Source organism: Pseudoalteromonas sp. T1lg65 (genome assembly GCF_051930985.1).
Lineage (GTDB): Bacteria > Pseudomonadota > Gammaproteobacteria > Enterobacterales > Alteromonadaceae > Pseudoalteromonas.
Window position 1 is genome coordinate 1,754,902 of record NZ_CP196837.1, and the last position, 20,895, is coordinate 1,775,796.

The following is a 20,895-nucleotide window of genomic DNA, read 5'->3' on the forward strand; positions in this document are numbered from 1 at the left end:
TTAACCAACCAGATTTTGTTACCAATACTGAGGAGCTTCCATGTTTTACGATCTTGCGCGCCGATTTATGTTCAGTAAAGATGCTGAATGGGCACATGACTTTGCACTTGGCAATTTACGTCGTTTCGCAAACACCCCTATGAGTCTGGCATGGTCGCAATCAGTACCGGAAAAACCTGTCAACTTTTTAGGTTTAGAGGTCAAAAACCCTGTGGGCCTAGCGGCTGGTTTAGACAAAAATGCCGAGTGTATTGATGCATTTGCACAAATGGGTTTTGGTTTTATAGAAGTTGGTACAGTCACGCCAAGGCCTCAGGTTGGTAATGATAAACCAAGAATTTTCAGATTACCGGACGCCCACGCCATTATAAATAGAATGGGCTTTAACAATAAAGGCGTGGATTATTTGATCAGTAATGTGCGTGAGGCAAAATATAAAGGGATCCTTGGGATCAATATTGGCAAAAATAAAGACACGCCAAATGAGCAAGGCAAAGACGATTACATTTATTGCATGCGTAAAGTATTTGAACACGCATCGTACATTACTGTAAATATTTCTTCACCAAATACGCCAGGCCTTAGAGATTTGCAATATGGTGAAGCATTGGATGACTTACTACAAAGCTTGAAAAATGAACAAATGGACTTGGTAGCGAAACACAACAAGTCTGTGCCAATGCTTGTGAAAATAGCACCGGATGTTGATGCTGTGCAGTTGACCCAAATTGCTGAATCTCTTACAAATAATCGTATCGATGGCGTGATTGCGACGAATACAACGCTGGCACGTGATGTCGTTGAAGGAATGGAACATGGGCAAGAAGCGGGTGGATTGTCAGGTCGCCCAGTGAGAGAAAAGTCTACCCATGTAGTCAGTGAATTAAAACGTATTACCGAAGGGAAATTACCTATTATTGGTGTCGGTGGTATTGATAGCGCTGAAGCGGCTCAAGAAAAGTTACAAGCGGGTGCAGATTTAATTCAAATTTATACCGGTTTTATTTATGAAGGCCCAGGATTGATCAAAAAGATCATTTCTTCTTTATAATGATCCGTAATATAACTAAAAGATCGAAAACAAATCGTTATTATAAATAATTTTATCATTGCTATTTTCGGGTTATACTCCCACTTATCAACTATATAGCGTTAATCGGTAAGTGGGAGGTCAGTTTGCAAGCGTCAAAAGAGTGGCAATGGATTCGTTGCGACAAAAGAAATAGATTGCTTGTAGACTTGGGCGAAGAGCTTCAATTGTGTACACCATTTCGTATCAGAAATCTTACCGAAGATTCAGCTACCAATCCGAATTTCAGCCTGAGTGAAGCCGAATTTTATCAAAGCGTCTATACCTACCTTAACCATTTTGGCGTGTGGAGCGAAGCTCGATGCTGTCAAATTGCGTTGAATGCAACCGCGGCTAAATTTCACTTGCAACCAATGCAAGCTAAAAGCTGGTTTTTCAAACCTTATGTTGGAAACCAACATGTTACAGAGGCCGTTGTACAACTAAATTCGAAGCGTGATTGCGGGGAGTTCTTAATTATTGAGCATGACGGCCAAGCAAGTTTGTGTTTGAGCCTGAATGATAATTTTGTTCTTGATGAAGGCATTATGCTAGAACAATTCCAAGCAATAAAAGTGTTAAACGACAGATTAGCACCTTTAGTGATTAATCAGCTGTCTCATAAAACAGCCTAGCTTCAGATTTTAATCTCAACTCCATTTGTGCTTTGACTGAACGAATAGTTAAGTAGTCATTTATAAAAAATTTCCTGTTGTTTCCAATGGAAAAACGTTTTTATATGCCAACAGCTAATTTATGAGTAAATTTTCCGAAAAGCTTCTTTCCCTCATCGTCTAATTTGGGGTTCGGAAAATATGATAGGCCTCTTACAGGAACTACAATTATCTCGTCACAATCAATTACGAAGGTGTTGCTATACTCATAATGAATCCCAATGATATTTTCACTAAGAGATAAACCTTTAAGACAGGGTGACAAAATTTCTTCGATCAAAGTGATGCCTATTCTACTGGCTTTATTTATAAATTCTTTATCATTAACAATCCTATTATAAATAAAAGAGTCTTTTGTAGCGTAGTCATTTTTTCTATGTTCGTCATAGTACCTTTTTAAAAGATTTCCAAAACGTCTATCATTTTCCTTGTAATCAAATAAATGTGTAAAGTCTAAAGCAATAATCCCATGCCTGGCTAAGCCGGAATTTACTCTTTCATTAATTTGAGCTGCTGCTTTTTTAATATTTTTCGATACTTTATTGCTACTAATTAGGTATTTACATTCAATAGCAAAGTGAGAGTCAATGACTAAATCAGTTATTCCATTCAGCTCAATGGTCACAGGTGAGTTTTCGGGGAAGATTTGTAAGTACCTTGATGCCATAGCGATCTCAAAGAAAAAGCCATTATACTCTTGACTTGAGTCTTCATCTGGTTGAAATTTCCCTTTCACCGCTTTATGCAGATCACCAATATCCACATTAGCAATACTGAGTACTGGCCAAATGCAAGAAAACTTATTAGCTAACTCTAAAGTGTGTAATTGTTGTTTAAGATCTAGGCTCTTAAATTTTTGTAAATTCCTCTTTATATGTCCTAATTTAGTCGGAGATGGATCAAAGTAGGGAATCTCCTTTTTTATTACATCAGTTAAATTATCTAACAAAAGTAGATAATTTTGTTCGATGATCTCGAAACTTTTACTTGTTACAACTAAAGACATCATCTTTCCTTAATTACGCTGCTAACGTGTTTATTCGGCCTATTAATGAGATTCGTCCGAGAAGCTGCTACTCAGCCAGTTTTCTTTAATTCCCCTGCTTGAAATTGGACAGTCACTCAAGTTTGATAGTTTGCGTGACTAGCCTACACTTTAGTTCTTCAAAATCAAATTCTAAGTTCAAGGAGAGAGAAGTATTAAATCAATTAAATCAATTAAATCAACGAAATCAATGACACCCACAACTAAATACATGCTGGGTGAATGAGTTTAAAAAGGTTTGAAACACATCAATCTCCGGGGTCAAAAGTGCTCATAAATGAAGGGAATGTGGCGCTCAAGCCTATCTCATTATTAAAACTGCTTTATCGCGCACGACAACGTACTGTAAATACAACAGTTCGATATGTAGAGCTGAGAATACTTGGTTTATTATGCCAACAAGCGTTCGCAGTTTGCTAGGTTTGTTCGTCGTCGTTTTTGAAGCGTTTGGCAGTAAGCGGTTATTTCTCGCTCTCGGCCAACTGCACCATGAAATACCCGGGAAAATTGCGTGGTGAGTTTTATCCAATTCTTAGGTTCTATATTTAGCCGAGTGAGAATGGGTTGCGCTTCGTTGATATTACCGCGTTTATCGGCACGAATGCTTTTGCCGGTTAATTCAACCAATTCAATATAGGATTTGAGTTCAAAAGGTAGTCCTTTTGGCATCTGTTTTCGAGGGCTGCCAACAAAGCGCAGTAGGCTTTTTGGTTGTTTTCCTAACTTTGCGTGGTCAATACGCTTTTTGATGCTAGTGTAGTCTGAGACTTCAGGTGTTGTAGCAATTTTGGCGCGAATAGGGTTTAAGTCTACATATGCTAAACACACAGCCAGAGCTGCTTCATCCAGTAGGGCTTGAGATTTAAATCGGCCTTCCCAAAATCGACCGGTACAATTGTCCTCTTTATTTGCTCGGCGGGCGATGTCTTCGTTGAGCACCCGCATAAACCAGCTAATATCAGCCAGTCTTTCTCTGTACTTGGCGATATGCTCATCAAGTATCAACTGCTCCGATTCATTGAGCGGTTCACCTTCAGTAAGTTTATAGCTTAACCAATTGCCTTTAAACAGCTTATGCCATCGTATCACAATCGCCTCATCCGACAGACGCTTAGCCTTTTTATCGTCAACATGTAAAACAACATGAGTATGATTGCTCATCACGGCATAAGCACAGACATCAATACAAAACACCGACCCCAGCAACAGGAGCTTTTCTTCAACCCAATCACGGCGATGTTCGTATGATTTTCCAGTGAATTTATCTTCACCGCACAGAAATGCGCGCCTTACGCAACGGGAGATACAGTGGTAATATTTGGTGTCGGTTAAACTGATTTGTCTTTTACGGGCAGTTGCCATAGTTTGGTTTCCTCAATCCTTTGAGTGCAGAATTAAAGCTTAGGCGGCATCTTAGGAAGGTGCAAATTAGTGGTGGGTGTCAGTAATTAATTAGAGTTCTGTTCACCAAATCTGGTGATAAGGTTGTTTTATCACTATCCAAAGTTACGGGCTACATAGTGTGGTCTGGGCTAATACTTTTAACTATTTTGCTTATTACACCATTAGCTCACCTTTACTCGAGATAGCGACATATAACAAATTAATTCAACAATGGACGCAAAACAGCAGGCTTGCGCTCATTCTTCGCTTAGTTTAGCCTGCTATTTTTCGCCGTTTATTAAGACAATTAGGTACTTATGCGGTTTCATCACAATGGAGTGGTTATGATTAAGGTTTTAACATCGATTATCTTGTTTATATTACTATCTTTTAGCGTTGATGCTAACGATATCAAAATAGGCGAGAAACATACCCTGAAATCGAATATCTTAAAAGAGAAAAGGGAGTTCTGGATTTCACTTCCCAAATCATACAAGAATAATGACTATACAAAATATCCAGTACTTTATTTGCTGGATGGTGATATGCATAGTTTCTTTCAAACATTCTCTGGTATGGTCAATCAAATGAGTGTGGATGCTAGCCCAACGATACCTGAAATGATTGTGGTTGGCATAGTGAGTCAAAACAGAGTGAGAGACAGCTCGCCAACAAACTCTCTAACACAATATGGAGGAACAAAAAACCAAGCTTTAAATGTAACTGGTGGTGCAGATAAGTTTATTCACTTTATTAAAGATGAGCTTATTCCAACGATTGATAAAAATTATAGAACATCAGATTATAGATTGTTTACAGGGTACTCATTTACCGGTCTACCGATTATTCAAAGCTTATTTACTACGCCAGAGACCTTTAATGCTTATATCGCTATAGATCCTAGTATGTGGTGGGATAATCAATTTATGCTCAAGCAGTTAGAACCCTTTTATCAAAAACCTTCGTTAGACAAACGTCGATTGTTTGTTGCAACTTCAGATCGAGTTAGCGATGTTTATCCTAAAAGCAATTATGTGAAGCAACTGATTGAAAAGTTAAATGCAACGCCAAAACAGGGGCTTTACTTTGATTCAGTTACATTTGGATTGGATGAAAACCATCACACGATGCCTATTTTAAGTTTTTATAAAGGATTACGTTCAATTTTTGATGGTTATATGATTGATGATCACGCGAGGTTCCGCCCTGCATCTGAGCTCAAATTGCACTTTCAAAATGTATCGAAGAAATTGGGAGCTAACTTTTATCTTAAAGAAGACCTTATCAATTGGTTTGGGTATGATCGGCTTTATAACGATCAGTTTGGTATTGATATTGACAGCGCAATTGAGTTTTTTCTTTTGAACACTGAATACTATCCTCAATCAGCCAATGTATGGGACAGTTTAGGTGAAGCTTATTTGGTAAAAGGTGAAAATACATTGGCATTAGAGTCATATAAAAAATCCCTTAAATTAAATCCAAGAAATGAAATCGCAATAGAAAAAATTAACGCATTAGAATTACTGGTAAAATAGCGCCTAACAAAGGCAATCAAGCACGGGCTAAAAAAGCTTGGTTTGGTTCGTGCTTCACTTATTTTAGCCAACAGCAATTTTCCGCTTAAAACGGCGTTATATAGCAAAATGGAGTTTAACTAAATGTTCGATATGTTTAACAAGAATTCAATCCCTAAAATAGCTAGAGTATTACCTCCAGCATTAATTGATGCATTCGAAAAGCAAAACTTTTACTCTCCCCAAGAAGTAAAAAGTGTTTTTGATAGTGAACTCAAAACCGAGCACAATATCGAATATGCTTTTGCAATGTTTTGCTCACAACGCAATTTCGATGAATTAAATTTAGAATCAAGTTATAGTGAACTGCGCACTGTTGTATCAAAAGCGTGTTTTGATAGTTGGCCTCGCTTCAATTTCGAATCGCTTTTAGATTATTCTCGTCGCTCAACAATGGGTGGTGACGGAGGTGGCTTTGGAGGCGACGGTGGTTGTGGAGATGGAGGTGGCGAATAGCCATATATCAAGCCATTACAGTAACGGGACTACTAACAGCTTGCTCGGTTCCGTTTCGCTTCACCAAGCTATTATCTGCCCTGAATTGGGCGTTATAACGATAAGGAGTATCTGTGCAAGCTTTAGCTAAAAAGAATATCCCATTTATCTTTCTTGCAGTTATTTCTGTTTTCTGGGCTTTTTACTATCAAAGTCCCAATGCTCTTAATGGACATGGTGTAGAAAAGCCAGAATGGCTTTTGCTAATCGATGGTTTAGTTGTCTTACCTATTTTGTGCTTTTGGTTTGTTAAAGATAAGAAAGAAGCTGCTATCAAGGCTGTTGCCTACAGCTGTTTAATTATATTACTTGGCAGCTTTGTAATCTCTGAAAGCTCCAAGGTTGTATGGCCTTACCTTGAATCATTGCGCTATCTTGCTATCGCTACGTTTATCGTTTTAGAAATCACGACTATTTTGACCGTATTTTTTGCTATTAAAGCTTCACTTACAAAAGAACAAGATCCAGATTTGGCTATATCAAGGCCAATTGAAAGAATTCTAGGTAAAGGAGCCATAAGCTCATTACTATCTTTTGAGGCGCGAGTTTGGACATATGCATTATTTTCAAAAAAGATAAAGCAGCAAAATTTTATAGGTGATAGCCATTTTAGCTGTCATAAAAAAGATGGCGCTCAAAGCAACCAATTAGGCTTTATTTTAATAATTTTATTTGAACTACCCGCAATGCATTTGCTGTTACATTTTTTATGGTCACCGTTTGCGGCTAATTTCACAACGGCTTTAACTCTTCTTGGGTTAGTGTTTTTTATAGCAGAGTATAAAGCCATTGCAATTAGACCTATTTCAATTGTTCCAGACAGTATTATTGTAAGGTATGGCATATGGAATCCATTAAGGATTGCTTTAAGTGAAATTGCTCATGTTCAACCTAATTCAATTTTCATACGTCGGTCAGGTAATGTTAATAGATTTAATTTGTCTGGTAATCCAAATGTTGAGATCAAGCTTAATTCGGGTAAGCTCATATATTTAGGCGTAGATTCACCTAACGAGTTTATTTTAGCTATAGAAAAGTATCGAGAAAAATTGTTATAACAAGCTGTTGAACAAGGAAAAAATACTGTTGGCTTTTTGCTCCTTCTTCGCTAGATTATAGCCAGCTATATTTTTGCCATTAACATAGTGTTGGCTACCCATTAATGAATATGGACTTAGTATGAAATTTTTGTTTATCTTATCTGTTATTTTCTTTTCTACATACAGCAATGCTGTTGTTAAGAGACACGATATTCCTCCTGAAAATTATGTTCTTGATAAAATGCCTGAGTACCTTATTGATATGCCCCATGAAGGACATGGTGTATTAATAAAATCACAATGGGTTTTGACCGTAGCACACACTATTTTTTATGATTATGTTGGTAAAGATCTGATCATTGGCTCAAAAGCATATGAAATTGAGAGTGTTCATATACACCCTGATTACGCTAAACCTAAAAACAGTTTACTTAAAGGCGATTTAGCGCCTTTAATGAACTTTTTCAAATCAAGAAGTGATATTGCGCTCATCAAATTGTCATCAAAAGTAACAGGTGTTAATCCAATCAAAATATACAAAGGCAACAGTGAAAAAGGAAAAACAATTACTGTTTATGGTAAAGGGGCTACTGGAACAGGATTAACTGGGGAAGATATTGATACAAAATCACTTCGTGTAATAAACCAGTTTCAAAATGTGATAGAAAGTGCAGAAGGAAATTGGTTAGCATTCAAATTCGATGAACCACAAAACGCATTGCCACTTGAAGGTATGCATGGCTCTGGAGATAGCGGTGGAGCTTCTGTTATCATTCAAGAAGGTATTCCCTTTCTTGTAGGTTTATCAAGTTGGCAATTAGGGCACGGCGATATATCTACTTTTAAAGGTGGTTTGTATGGTACTACTGCATATCAAGTTAGGGTATCAAACTACTATGACTGGATAGCAGGTGTATTGGGTAGCTAACAAAGTCTGGGGTCACCCATTAGTCAGCCGATGTAAAGTGCGCGAGTGAATTTCATATTTATAACAATTACATATTCTCGTGATTTGATTTTTCATCTGCTACTAGAGTTTGATTAGGCTTGATGTTAAATTTTGGACACGAATGAGGATTGTGTACCTGATCTTACCAAAACTAACTACAAGGAAAGTGGAATGGCGAAGTTTTATCTAGTGCTAACTTTGTTTGGTATTTTACTCCCTTACGGCGCATTTATTCCTTGGCTAATAGCTCACGGTTTTGCAGTTGACCTTTTAGTCCATGAAGCCATGATAAACCCCATTAGTATATTTGCTTGGCTAGATGTATTGGTATCTGCAATTACGTTGTTAGGTTTTATTACCGTAGATGGTTACAGGCATCAAGTAAAGTATCGCTACTTTGCTTTACTGGGAACCTTATTCGTCGGTGTGTCCTTTGGCCTACCATTGTATCTTTACTTAAAAGAAAAGCAGTATCAAAAAATGCAAATTCAAACGTGAATCAACGCTGGATATATAACGCGTTGTCGTTTTTCTCCAGTTAAAATAATTAGGGTGTGTTTGCCTACCGATGAGTAACACTCTTTCCAAGGAGAATCTATTGTGGAACTGTTGAAATTATTATGGTTTATCCCTGCATGCTTTGCGCTTAATATGGCGCCGGGACCAAACAACTTACTTGCTATGAATAATGCACGATGCTATGGCTTTCAGTCGGCTTTGATTGCCGGTTTTGGGCGGATAGCCGCTTTTTGCTTTATGATCATGTTGGCTGCTTCGGGATTAGCTGTGGTGCTGTATGCATCCGAGATCCTGTTTTTTATTATTAAATTTTTAGGCGCGATGTATTTGCTATGGATTGCTTTTTCTCTTTGGCGATCCGAAGTTAATCTGGTCTCGGAAATTGACCATAGCCGAAATCGTTTTGGGCTAGCAAAACAGGAATTTGCTTTAGCGGCAGGAAACCCAAAAGCCATTTTAATATTCACCGCATTTTTGCCTCAGTTTATCGACGCAACTGCCAGTGTCAATGAGCAGTTTTTCTTTCTGGGGGTGACGTTTTTAGTGCTAGAGATGCTAGCCATATCCTTATATGCGATCTTCGGGCGCTATTTGAATCAGTGGTTCACAAAACCGGAAATGACGAAACGTTTTAATAGAGCTTGTGCTGGCTTTTTAGCATTTTCAGGTGCAAACCTTTTGTTTAGTCGTCAACACTAAAGGCGAATAGAATGAGCAAACCTTACAAGCAAATTATAGACTTTTGGTTTAACGAAACAGAGCCGCAGCAGTGGTGGCAAAAAGATGATGACTTTGACGAATTAATTAAATCTCGGTTCGGTGAATTACATGCTCAAGCTAGAAATGGTGAATTATATCAATGGCGTGAGACTGCACTTGGTAGCCTAGCTGAGGTGCTTATTCTCGATCAGTTTTCTCGCAATATGTTCCGTGATACGCCCAATGTTTTTGCTTGCGATCCTATGGCGTTAGCACTGTCCCAGTTTGCGATTGCAACTTGCATTGATAAACAGCTAGATAATGCCCAGCGAAATTTTTTGTACATGCCTTTTATGCATAGTGAATCGAAATTGATCCATGTTGAAGCGTTGAAATTGTTTGAATCAGTGGGAATTGCAAGTAGCTTGGACTTTGAGCTCAAACACAAAGCGATCATTGATAGATTTGGACGTTATCCACATAGAAATGCAATTCTCGGACGGCAATCTACAGCGCAAGAGCTGGAGTTTCTGAAACAACCCAACTCAGGTTTTTAAGCAACTTGAGTAACAGGCTAAAGTGTATATTCAACCCTTACCGCCACAGGGATATGGAAATAATATCAACGGTTTTATACCCGCATCCCGGAGCCATCAGATGATCTCCGGGAAAGTGATTTGGCTTTCAGTCCGGTTACAGGTCAATGTGTTTCAATAATCTAATAGTCTCACCATCTACCTCAAACTCACCAATGATTTCCAGCAAGCCGTTGTTGTGTTTTTGTTCAGAAAATTCATCAATAGTGAATAGCAGTTTTTGATATGGCTTGAAATCGACTTGTTTTTGCCATAATAAAGTAGCGGATGACGGCGCTGAGTAGGGGATAAAGTTAACGCGTATAGTCCCATTTGAAGCACCGGAGTAAGGGCCTGTTAATGTGACCAACAAGTTATTTTCAAGCTTTGCATTTAAGATTACGCCATCAAATACTTCATTCGGAACCGCTAATTGAAAGCTGGCTTCTAAGCCTCGCCATTTTAGGGAAATAACATTGCTATTGGCGTGCAATTTAATGCGATGTTCACCGTTTCTCAGTTGAACAGCTTGTTGTTCGTTAATTGCCATTGTGGCGATATCATTCGATGGGTTTATTAGATACAGGTAAGCTGAGTTTTGCTGAAAGTATAATTGATAGCGAATACCACTCAGCTGCCACAGCGCTTTATTGCCAAGCAGCCGTTGCCAATTATTAAGCTGTGTTTCGAGATGCAAAGCAAGTGTTGAGTGCTTATTTGGTTCTGGCAATAGTGTATAGATCTGTTCAAGTTGTTTCTCACATTCGATCAGCTGTTGTTTAAACGCATCGCATGTTTCAAAAGCCCGGCCAAGTAACGGCGCTTGCTCAAAATACCAGGGGTTTGCAGTATTTACTTTTTCTATAGGGTATTGATGAGTGAACAGATAAGGCGTGATCAAGTGGTTATTATTTTTCGCAATGAGGCTGATTGATTGGAGGTCTATTTGCTTGGACAGTGTGCTGGAAACAGCCACTGAAAATGATTGCGTTGCACTGTTCGTAGTTAACCTAAACGCCAGTGAATTATTACTATGTGTGACGGTAATTCCAAGCGCTGGATGGTTTTTTAAACTGTTTTTTATGTCAGGGCTAAGTGCTATCTGCTGTTCAGGCAATGCATGATGACTGTGCGACAGCTGTATTTTTACCCCGTCTACCACAACTACTTTGAATAGCTGATCAGCAGTATAGTCAACCTCGCTTTCAGAGATTAGCCCGCGTTTAGCATCGATGCTGGCTTGGCTCAATTTAGTAATGAATGCAAAACCAATAGCACCGCGTGCCAATTGCTCAGGTTGAAACGCTATTTTGAACCCTAGCTGTTTATCATCTTTCACTGACACAAGTGTGCGCTTGGCTGGAGTCGGAAAATCCATTACCGGATGAGTGTTTCGGCCATTTGGTATGATATCCAAGCGGCTATATTCATCTTCCTGACTGTTTCTAATCCAATACCCCGCGCCGTTTTGCTCCCAAGGACCATTTACGATATGAAATGTAGGCTGTATGTTTGACACAAACTGTGCAAATGCTTGTTCCAGTTTATTCCAATTTGGAAAGGTCGCTTTGAGTAACTTGTTGGCTGTAGGTAACGTCGCTTCCGAGTGAGGGTTAGCTGCCATCAGCTTGGCAATAAATTGCTTAAAGTAGTGATAACGTTCGGGGTCACTTAGTAAAAAGTGTACGATAAAGAAGTTTAAGCCACGCTTTAACGCGGGGTCATCATTAATGGCTTCAAATGATGGTTGACCACCTTGATGATACTGCTGCAGGCCAGAAAGAATGTAATTCATTGGTGCTCTGTCAAATACCATCACTGTCAGTTGTTTTCTGTCAGGGTCATAAACATGACTGGCGATAGAATCAGCCATCCCTTCTGTTATCCAGTTTGGTGCCCACGTTGAGTGACCGTTAAGCGCCATATGAAAAGCATGCATGGTTTCATGGATCACAATGTAACGTTGATGATGCTCGCGGTGACTAGGAAAGCTATAACCCGCGCGATTGTAAAACATCGTTTCGCCCCCCGCGTATTTGTGAACACCTCGAGTAAAGCCATCATCTAACATGGCTTCTCGTGTCCTTGAACGTGAGCTACCGTACACTACCGCGATTCGCTTTTTATCGATATTGGCAGGTGCCATGCCAAATAGTTCTACATAATGGGGATATGACATTTCTAGCAGCTCTAGATAAAGCCGCACTTTATGTTCTGGAAAGTCGCTTTTAAGCGCGAAATGCTTACTTACCCACCAGTTATAACCTCTTGAGTTTGATATTTTTCCTTCGCTGAAGGTATCAGGAATGGTTTTACCGACATGCACAATATCAATGTGATTAAGTGTGCTGACTCGTCCTGAAACCGTGATGTCAGCTTTTAACTCTAAAGGACTAGGGATTGTATTCTGTTGACTTTTCGTACTCTGACATGCGGTCAGAAAAAATAACAAAACGAAGACTAATAAACGCATAGGGCTTTTCTCAAATTATAATTAATGTATATTGTATGCAAAATAAAATAACAAAGATAACGGATAATGTCATCATGCAATCAGATCAACAGGTAACAGCTGATAAATTGCCGATGGATAATGCAGAACCTAGTTCAAGTGGTTTTGGTCGAGCATTCTACATCGCCAATTTTATGGAAATTTTTGAACGACTAGCGTGGTACGGTTTCTTTGCGGTGTCGTCAATCTATATGACCACTCCAAAGTCTCAGGGAGGAGTCGGATTTAATGACATTGAACGCGGAGCCGTGCAGGGGATTATTCCTTTCTTTTTATATCTTTTACCTGTTTTTACCGGAGCGCTGGGCGATAGAATAGGCTATAAGCGAATGTTTATACTGGCCTTTGCGATTATGACGCCAAGCTATTACCTCTTAGGCCAAGTGCAAAGTTTTTGGCCATTTTTTATCGTTCTCAGTGTGGTGGCATTTGGAGCCGCATGCTTCAAACCTGTTGTGGTAGGGACCGTAACCCACAGTACCAATGACAAAAATAGAGGACTGGGTTTTGGTATTTTTTACACTATGGTGAATGTGGGCGGATTTATTGGGCCTTTAGTAGCAGGGTATATGCGAGCGATCAGTTGGGATGCGGTGTTTATGATGTCGGCGGCATGGATAGCGATTAATTTCATCCCTGTGTTGTTGTTTTACAAAGATCCCCCTAGCTTACCTAAATCAAAATTACCCTTGTCGCAGATTTTTAAAGATGCACAGTCGGTACTTGGCAACAGTCGTTTTGCTATCACCATGTTTACGGCATTGATTATCTTGATGACAGCAGGTGTAGGGCTAATTGACTATCAGCATGCATTTTTATTGATTGGTTGCTGGCTAATACTGAATTACCTTTGGGATAAATACTGCACTTATCGACAAAATAACGCACAAACTTGGTGGCGTCAGCCAACCAAGGTAAGCAATGTGCCGTTTGCTCTTTATTTACTGATCCTTGCAGGGTTTTGGACAGTGTACAACCAGCTGTTTTATACCTTACCGTTATATATTCGCGATTATTCAGATACTCGAGATTTATTGGTTTTTCTTTCTTGGTTTGGCGATGGCGCGGTTAATTTTTTCGCTCATGTTGATGTGACAAAATTAAGCCATGCTGTAAGCGAACTCTATAATCGTCTAACACCAGCAGCTCAGGTTGATATAGAAGCAATAAGACTTGAGTGGGTACACTTAAAAGTGAATGTGCCCTCAGAAGTTATCAGTGAGATGGTTGATCAGCTAAATCAGTTAAAGGTTCAGGAAGTTGTGTTGTCAGAACAACAACTTCAAAATGTGGTCACGACGTTAGTTGAATATCGTCAGGTTAATCCTGAGTACCTCATTAATTTAGACTTTGCGGCGATTGTGCTACTGCAAATTTTGGTAAGTGCTTTATGTCAGCGTTTTAAGCCATTTTATGTATTAGTTTGGGGTATGGTGGTGATCACTCTGGCATTTACTTTATTAGTGGCTGAAACCAGCTGGATAAGTGGACAACTGGTGGTATTAGTGATCCTCTTGATTGCGCTTGGAGAGATGCTTGCCTCACCTAAAAGCCAGGAATATGTCGCTAGTATTGCGCCAAAATCTCAAGCCGCACTTTATATGGGTTACTACTTTGTCTCGATGGCGTTGGGCTTTTTGTTTGCTGGATTTCTTTCCGGCTGGAGTTACAAAGTGTTAGTGCAGGAAATGGCGAAGCCTGAGCTGATGTGGGGGCTATTTGCAATAATTGCAGTAGTGACAGGGGGCGGATTGTTTTGGTTTAACCGAGTGATGGTAAGACGTTAACAATAAGTTCCGTTGGTCTCCTATCGGTTGCGTGATCGCCTATCTATTTTTACACTGAATGAAAATTAAAAAAGGTGATAATAATGATAAAACAAGCATTGATAGGAGCCACCACTCTTACGCTAACTCATCTCTCATTTGCACAAACCACGGTTTTAAATGCTGACGCCGCGCTAGATGTAACCACCGGTAAAATGATTTCTCCTGCTACTGTGATTATCGAAAACGACAAAATTGTTTCGGTCAGCAAGTCGAATCGTAAAAGCTATCCAAAAGATGCAACCGTCATTGACTTAAGTGATCACACCTTACTTCCCGGTTTGTTCGACATGCATGTACACCTGACGTTTGATGCCAACGCGCACGGCTATAAGCGGCTACAGTTGACTGCTCCTCGTTCGGCTATTACTGGGGTTGTGAATGCCAAACGAACACTGGAAGCGGGATTTACTTCGGTAAGAAACCTTGGCGCTGGTGGCTATGCTGATATTGCACTGCGAGATGCAATAAGTGATGGCGATGTTCCCGGCCCACGAATATTTGCTTCAGGTCCTGCACTCGGAATAACGGGGGGTCATTGTGATAATAATCTTTTCACCCACGAGCATAAGGTGGTTGCAGATGGTGTTGCTGACGGTCCATGGCAAGTGCGTAAAAAAGTGCGTGAAAATATTAAATATGGCGTCAATGTCATTAAATTCTGTGCCACTGGCGGAGTGATGTCTAAAGGTACAAAAGTGGGGGCACAGCAATATTCATTCGAAGAAATGTCAGCCATTGTTGATGAAGCACATATGCGTGGTGTTGTTGTTGCCGCCCATGCACATGGCACGAACGGAATTAAAACTGCCATCAAGGCTGGAGTCGACTCAGTAGAGCACGCAAGCTTTTTAGATGATGAAGCAATACAGCTAGCAAAGAGGAACGGCACGGTACTTTCAATGGATATTTACACCACTGAGTACATTTTAGGTGAAGGGGAAAAAGCGGGGATCTTACCCGAAAGCCTAGACAAAGAGCGACAGGTTGGCGGTATACAACGAGAAAGCTTTCGTAAGGCAGTAAAAGCGGGTGTCAACATGGTATTTGGATCTGACGCTGGGGTTTACCCGCATGGCGATAATGGCAAACAATTTAGCCGTATGGTGCAGTTTGGTATGAGCGAACTACAAGCTGTTCAAGCTGCGACCATTAATGCTGCAACACTGTTAAAACAACAAACTCAGTTGGGGTCGTTAGAAGCTGGAAAGTTTGCTGATATTATTGCTGTACAAGGTAATCCGCTTGAGGATATCACCCTACTTGAGAACGTTGGTTTTGTGATGAAAAATGGCAAGGTCGTGAAACAATAGCAAATATCTAGGACCTATTAGGTCAGTGTGTAATACATGCTGCGGTGATGCGCAGTCAGAGTGCCACTGAGGCAACTTCATTTTAATCTAGTTGCCTTATTTTCAGAATTAGTTAAGCTAGTTCAAATTTTTACTGTTTACTTTGTGTTTTCAGAGAATTAACTAAAATGTCGCTAGCCCGTTTTTTGATTTCCACGTTGGTTGTTTGTCTATCTTTGATATTCAGCTCACAAGCAATTGCGCAAATAAAGCTTGCCGTAGTGGGGAAAACCAAAAATGATAGCTTTTACGAACAGTCTTATGCCGGCTGCCTGGCTTTTGCAGAGAAAATTGACGAATTAACCTGTGTTTACGATGGTGCAGATGACTACCAAGATGTTAGGACTCAGGTGTTAATTGTCAAAGACTTACTGAGTAGAGATATCGACGGAATAATGGTGTCTACGACCGACTCTCAGTTTTTAAGTTCAGGTGCACTGGCAATTGCAAAGGATAAAAACATACCGGTTGTAACTATTGATTCAGATTTGCTGCCTGAGCATCAAGCGTTTCGTTTAGCTTATGTTGGCACTAATAACTTTGATTTTGGGGTGGCGCTCGGAAAAGCCGCACAGGCGTATAAACAACAAAACCCACAACCAGTTTGTATTCAAACAGGCCACCAAACTACGCCAAACTTAAACAAAAGAATCGATGGCGTGCGCTTTGCACTATCTCAAGGTGAAACAAAACGCCTTGACGGCAGCAGTGGTTGGATAGAGCACCCTAGATGTCCGTTGTTCACTATGGGGCGCAGAGAAGATGCGTTGACACAGCTTGAAGCAATTGCTGATTATTCCAAACCTCCAGTATTTATTGCGGTTGCAGGGTTTGCGCAATTTCATCCTAAATATGTCGAAAGAATGGCACCTTATAAAAGCAAACTAGCTTCTCATGATTTAATAGTCATTTCCGCGGATACTGAAGAAGTACAGTTAAAGGCACTTTCGCACGGTTTTTCGACGATTAATATAGGGCAAAACCCGTTTGAAATGGGGCGTAAAAGCGCAGAACTCTTATATCAATATATTAAGGCTGGTGAACAGCCTTCTCAAGATAAATACTATCTGCCATTTCATTATTGCACTAGAGATAACAGCCAGAACTGCACAACTAAACGTTGACTGAGTAAAGTCCTTAGCTGAAGGCCATTCTATACTGTCTAAATATAGACATATTCGTGCCATTCTTTGTGGAGAAAATTGACATTACAATTTTGCAGTGCAGTATCAATAGGAATTGGGGTGTCACTATCAGCAACCGCTTGTAGGTACTTTTGACGTTCTTCGATTGCAGTGACAATAGTGATTTCACCGGAGATGGCGTTTCCATGCGAAGGTAGCAAGGTACACGACTTGTATCGTTTTAGTAGTTCTAATGATGACACGTGTTTTTGCGCGTTACTGACATGGACTGATGGCAGTAACGGTACACCCTCATTTGATTCCATAATATCATCCGCGACATGAACAAATTCATTGTTTATGATGGTAAACATAGCGCAATCAACATGGCCTTGAACTAACGTAAACGCTAAGTTGAATGAACCAAATGTCATTGTGTCGCCTTCAGTTAACACACTTAGTCCTTCAAAATAGTGGTGCTTGTTCTCAGGCGTGTATTTATTTAACGACTCTTGATACAGCGCGTTACCATACAGTATTGGAGTGTCCAACTCTGGCAGACCTGAAGTGTGATCCGGATGAAAGTGAGAAAACACCACTTTTGAGATAGTGATACCGTGTTGTGCAAGGTCTTCTTTAACTGCTTTTGCTTGCGATTCAAAAGCAGTATCAATCAGTAATGCTTCGTTTCCATCAATAAGCGCGTAAATATTAAACCCAAAGTGACAGTTTTCCAGAGGTGGAAACTGATATTGGTAGAAATTATCTGAAATTTTAATTTTGTTCATTATGCTTGTTAATTCCCTTTGTGAATTACATTTTTATTTTTGTGGTATAAGTTATTTGCCTATTAGATTCATTGATCCGAGCTTACAAACCTACAAAATGAACGACACATAACTTATTACTAGCTGAAACTATATTTTCTTTCAGCGCTTATACTCAAACCAGGCTGTTCCTCGTAACTTTGTTGCTACCAGTTATATGCCAATCAACTTGCTTAATAGGCCCAGCTTTAAAACCAATGGTCATGTCATTACCATCAGTTGTGATATCACCATTGACGGGGTTAGCGCTCCACACTATACCTTTGCGAGTGAAGTATAAGCAACGAGCTTTTGGAGCTATGATACTTTCCGAATACTTAAGTACAGATGCCAATTCACATTAATATAAGAGCAATGTGATGGAACTAGCAGCATTAAGCTGCTCAATACACTAAGCGAATTAGTGATGATAGCATTGCATCACAAACTTGTTTTGGTAATTCGATATCATTGGTATCGACCATTATATGACTAAAAAAAGCTTTCCCTATTTTATTGAGATGAAATTCAACTTTGAAGTAAGTTTCTTTGGCTTACAGTAATATAATTTTAAAAATTTCGTTAAAGTTATTCAAAGTCAATAAAGCCAGATAAGGGTCGTCGAATAGAGAGAGTGATAAGTATATTGGCGTTGTATTGATAATATTCACCCGGAAGGTTACAGCAAACACAGAACAGCAGCATGTGTTATTTGCTTAGTGACTTAATTGCAGGCTTCGAAACGTAGAAGGGGCGATCTGCCCCTTTGTTTATAACCCAAACGGGTTATCAATTGAGTGAGCCGGTTCAGTAAACCACTTCGGGCCGTCAGCTGTTACATAGAAGTGATCTTCTAAACGGATACCAAACTCATTGGGGATCACTAGCATCGGCTCGTTGGAAAAACACATACCTTCACCAAGTGGTTGTGGATTATCTTTGACTAAGTAGGGCCATTCATGAATGTCTAGACCAATTCCGTGTCCAGTACGGTGGGGGCAACCTGGAAGTTGATAATCGGGGCCGAGTTGCTGTGCGGCTAAATAAGAGCGAGCGGCATAGTCAACATCACCACAGGTTGCACCAATTTTGGCTGCTTCAAATGCGGCAAGTTGCGCATTTTTTTCATATTGCCACATTAATTTTTGTCTTTCCGATGGCTGCCCAAAGACATAGGTTCTTGTAATATCGCTTAAGTAGCCTTCAAGCTGACAGCCTGTGTCGATTAAAACCACATCACCTTGTTTAAGTACTTGTGGATTTTTGACACCATGAGGAAACGACGAAGCGACCCCAAACAAAACTATCTTGAAATAGCTGCCAGAAGCACCGACTTTTTTGTGAGCTTGATCGATAAATTGTTCTACTTCAGTCGTGGTTATCCCCTCGTAGAGCATAGATGCTGTTGCTTTATGTACTTCTAAGGTCATGTCCATTGCGCGCTGAATTAGCGCTATTTCGTTTTCTGATTTATGCATTCGACAATGTGCAGTGACAGGTTTTGCGTTAACTATGTTTAAATCAGGAGCAGCTTGTTTAATACCATCGGCGACGAAAAACGCGGCACTTTCATCAATACCGAGCGTGGCATTGGCTCTAATATTCAAAGTCCGGATTACCTCGGCAACTAGTTGATAAGGGCATTCCTCTTCGTGCCAGTGATGTATTGGTGCTTCAATTAACCAATAGTCTTTGATGGAACCAATCTCGAAGTGAGGAACAATAAACTGTAGTTCACCGTTTGCAGGTAAAATCGCGCCAACAAGTCGTTCACTGGCATACCACTTAAGACCGGTAAAGTATTTAAGATTTGTGCCTGCATTTAGATAAATAGCATCAATACCATGCTCTTGCATATATCGCTGTGCTTTTTCCATTCTTTGTAAATATTCTTGTTTTGGAATCGCGTTAATGTCTGACGTCATGTTATGTAAACCATCTAAAGCAGCAGAAGCGCTTTGATAACCAATACCTTTCATGGTTTTTCCTCTTAGTTAAATCTGGTGATACTAAATGGAGTGAGATCAATCTCACTTGCTTTATTTTCAATTAAATTGGCGATGCACTCAGCCGTAATTGCTGCCTGCGTTAGCCCTAAATGTTGATGGCCAGTGGCAAAATAAATTCGGGGATTAATATTACTGATCACAGGCAGAGAATCGGGCAAAGAGGGACGAACGCCCATCCATAAGTTGTTGGAGAGTTCCGGCAATGCGCAGCGCAAAAGCTGTTTAGCGTGAGTGAGTAAGGTTTCCGCACGTTGGTAATTAGCTGGACACTTGATACTAGCGAATTCAACAGTTCCAGCAAGTCGAAAGCCGTTATTCATTGGTGTCATGATAAAGCCTCTCTCAGCTGAGGCGACAGGGCGCGAGAGTGGGTTTTTTATATCAAGCATGTTGTGATAGCCGCGCTCAGCTATTAACGGCAGTGTATAACCTAATTGCTCAGCCAGCTCTTTGCTGTAATAGCCAGCTGCAACGACCAGCTTATCTACCTCTAGTGATTTACCACCCTGAAACGTAGTTGAGACTTTATTGGTATCAGTCGTAGTAATTGTGACGACTTGCCCAGGCATATACCTACCACCGAGTTCGGTAAACTTTTCAAACAGATGCTGGCAGAGTTGATACGGATCACCGCTATGCGCAACCGAGTCAAAATACAGTGCACAATGAACAGCATCACTTAAATTGGGTTCCAGTGCCAGAGCCTGTTTTCTATTGAGCAACTGAACAGATACACCGTGGCGCTGATACTTTTTTTGTAATTTCGCTACTTCTTTGATTGGCGTAGATTCAAATACAAACAGGCTGCCATCACAGTGAATATACTTGGAAAAATCATCTCCAAGTAGCCTTTGGTATGCAGGTAAGGCATGTTCATTTAATTGCCTTAATGCCGCTGTCGCGACATCACGTTTGGACTTGGCCATATTTCTACAAAAACGAAGAAACCAGGGGAGCATTGCAAGCACAGATCCCAGTTCGATTCTTAACGGTCCTAATTTGTTGAACAGCATAGCCGGTATTTTTGCCAACAATGCAGCATTAGCCATTGGGAAAACTTGTTCAGTAGCAAAATGCCCGGCATTACCGAATGAACAGCCTCGAGCAATATCATCTCTTTCTATTAGGGTCACTTTATGTCCGTTGCTTTCTAGCTGTAGTGCAGTTGCAAGACCGATTACACCCGCGCCAATTACCGCAACACTATACTTTTCACTCATGTTTTCAACTCTTATTAGATT

General features: G+C 40.1%; 18 protein-coding genes. 12 read left to right on the forward strand and 6 right to left on the reverse strand.

Annotated elements, in window-relative coordinates; translation table 11 throughout:
- Window positions 1-40 precede the first annotated feature (40 nt).
- Both pyrD and ACSLBF_RS07540 read left to right on the forward strand, forming a co-directional pair.
- A complete protein-coding gene (pyrD, locus tag ACSLBF_RS07535; RefSeq protein WP_440055989.1) occupies window positions 41-1,051 on the forward strand; it encodes a quinone-dependent dihydroorotate dehydrogenase in 1,011 nt (336 codons plus the stop codon).
- 125 nt (window positions 1,052-1,176) lie between these two features.
- Window positions 1,177-1,704: a cell division protein ZapC domain-containing protein gene (locus ACSLBF_RS07540; RefSeq protein ID WP_440055990.1), complete on the forward strand. Its 528-nt coding sequence runs from the start codon at window positions 1,177-1,179 to the stop codon at window positions 1,702-1,704.
- Window positions 1,705-1,804: 100 nt separating this feature from the next.
- Here ACSLBF_RS07540 and ACSLBF_RS07545 read toward each other — a convergent pair whose 3' ends face one another.
- Together ACSLBF_RS07545 and ACSLBF_RS07550 are read right to left on the reverse strand one after the other, a co-directional pair.
- The gene (locus tag ACSLBF_RS07545) at window positions 1,805-2,749 is read right to left on the reverse strand and encodes a hypothetical protein (protein ID WP_440055991.1); all 945 of its coding nucleotides are present in this window, start codon (window positions 2,747-2,749) and stop codon (window positions 1,805-1,807) included.
- A gap of 429 nt (window positions 2,750-3,178) precedes the next feature.
- Entirely contained in the window at window positions 3,179-4,150 is a 972-nt protein-coding gene (locus tag ACSLBF_RS07550) for a transposase (RefSeq protein WP_440055992.1), read from the reverse strand.
- Between the two features lie 365 nt (window positions 4,151-4,515).
- On the opposite strand from ACSLBF_RS07550, the gene ACSLBF_RS07555 reads away from it, so the two are divergent.
- The 7 genes from ACSLBF_RS07555 (at window position 4,516) to ACSLBF_RS07585 (ending at window position 10,007) form a co-directional block, all read left to right on the forward strand.
- Window positions 4,516-5,709 (forward strand): alpha/beta hydrolase-fold protein, encoded by a 1,194-nt coding sequence (locus ACSLBF_RS07555; protein ID WP_440055993.1) that lies wholly within the window; start codon window positions 4,516-4,518, stop codon window positions 5,707-5,709.
- Window positions 5,710-5,832: 123 nt separating this feature from the next.
- Window positions 5,833-6,204: a DUF6559 family protein gene (locus tag ACSLBF_RS07560; RefSeq protein ID WP_440055994.1), complete on the forward strand. Its 372-nt coding sequence runs from the start codon at window positions 5,833-5,835 to the stop codon at window positions 6,202-6,204.
- A gap of 113 nt (window positions 6,205-6,317) precedes the next feature.
- Window positions 6,318-7,301, forward strand: a complete 984-nt coding sequence (locus ACSLBF_RS07565) for a hypothetical protein (protein WP_440055995.1) — start codon at window positions 6,318-6,320, stop codon at window positions 7,299-7,301.
- A gap of 121 nt (window positions 7,302-7,422) precedes the next feature.
- Window positions 7,423-8,211 (forward strand): trypsin-like serine protease, encoded by a 789-nt coding sequence (locus ACSLBF_RS07570; RefSeq protein ID WP_440055996.1) that lies wholly within the window; start codon window positions 7,423-7,425, stop codon window positions 8,209-8,211.
- A gap of 192 nt (window positions 8,212-8,403) precedes the next feature.
- A complete protein-coding gene (locus ACSLBF_RS07575) occupies window positions 8,404-8,730 on the forward strand; it encodes a DUF2834 domain-containing protein (protein WP_440055997.1) in 327 nt (108 codons plus the stop codon).
- Between the two features lie 102 nt (window positions 8,731-8,832).
- The gene (locus ACSLBF_RS07580; protein WP_440055998.1) at window positions 8,833-9,450 is read left to right on the forward strand and encodes a LysE family translocator; all 618 of its coding nucleotides are present in this window, start codon (window positions 8,833-8,835) and stop codon (window positions 9,448-9,450) included.
- 11 nt (window positions 9,451-9,461) lie between these two features.
- Window positions 9,462-10,007 carry a DUF924 family protein gene (locus ACSLBF_RS07585; RefSeq protein ID WP_440055999.1) on the forward strand — a complete coding sequence of 182 codons (546 nt, stop codon included), beginning with the start codon at window positions 9,462-9,464 and terminating at the stop codon, window positions 10,005-10,007.
- A gap of 136 nt (window positions 10,008-10,143) precedes the next feature.
- On the opposite strand, the gene ACSLBF_RS07590 is transcribed toward ACSLBF_RS07585, so the two are convergent.
- Window positions 10,144-12,498, reverse strand: a complete 2,355-nt coding sequence (locus tag ACSLBF_RS07590) for a hypothetical protein (RefSeq protein WP_440056000.1) — start codon at window positions 12,496-12,498, stop codon at window positions 10,144-10,146.
- A gap of 74 nt (window positions 12,499-12,572) precedes the next feature.
- Between ACSLBF_RS07590 and ACSLBF_RS07595 the strand changes: the two genes are divergently transcribed.
- The 3 genes from ACSLBF_RS07595 (at window position 12,573) to ACSLBF_RS07605 (ending at window position 16,839) form a co-directional block, all read left to right on the forward strand.
- Window positions 12,573-14,324, forward strand: coding sequence for an MFS transporter (locus tag ACSLBF_RS07595; RefSeq protein WP_440056206.1), 1,752 nt, complete (start codon window positions 12,573-12,575; stop codon window positions 14,322-14,324).
- 83 nt (window positions 14,325-14,407) lie between these two features.
- Window positions 14,408-15,676 (forward strand): Xaa-Pro dipeptidase, encoded by a 1,269-nt coding sequence (locus ACSLBF_RS07600; RefSeq protein ID WP_440056001.1) that lies wholly within the window; start codon window positions 14,408-14,410, stop codon window positions 15,674-15,676.
- A 167-nt stretch (window positions 15,677-15,843) separates the two neighbouring features.
- Complete coding sequence (locus ACSLBF_RS07605) at window positions 15,844-16,839, forward strand: substrate-binding domain-containing protein (RefSeq protein ID WP_440056002.1); 996 nt, start codon at window positions 15,844-15,846, stop codon at window positions 16,837-16,839.
- 38 nt (window positions 16,840-16,877) lie between these two features.
- Here the strand turns inward: ACSLBF_RS07605 and ACSLBF_RS07610 are convergent, their stop codons facing one another.
- The 3 genes from ACSLBF_RS07610 to ACSLBF_RS07620 all read right to left on the reverse strand — a co-directional run bounded on the left by ACSLBF_RS07610 (window position 16,878) and on the right by ACSLBF_RS07620 (window position 20,874).
- Complete coding sequence (locus ACSLBF_RS07610) at window positions 16,878-17,627, reverse strand: MBL fold metallo-hydrolase (RefSeq protein WP_440056003.1); 750 nt, start codon at window positions 17,625-17,627, stop codon at window positions 16,878-16,880.
- Window positions 17,628-18,415: 788 nt separating this feature from the next.
- Complete coding sequence (locus ACSLBF_RS07615; RefSeq protein ID WP_440056004.1) at window positions 18,416-19,624, reverse strand: M24 family metallopeptidase; 1,209 nt, start codon at window positions 19,622-19,624, stop codon at window positions 18,416-18,418.
- Between the two features lie 11 nt (window positions 19,625-19,635).
- Window positions 19,636-20,874 (reverse strand): NAD(P)/FAD-dependent oxidoreductase, encoded by a 1,239-nt coding sequence (locus tag ACSLBF_RS07620; RefSeq protein ID WP_440056005.1) that lies wholly within the window; start codon window positions 20,872-20,874, stop codon window positions 19,636-19,638.
- Window positions 20,875-20,895 lie beyond the last annotated feature (21 nt).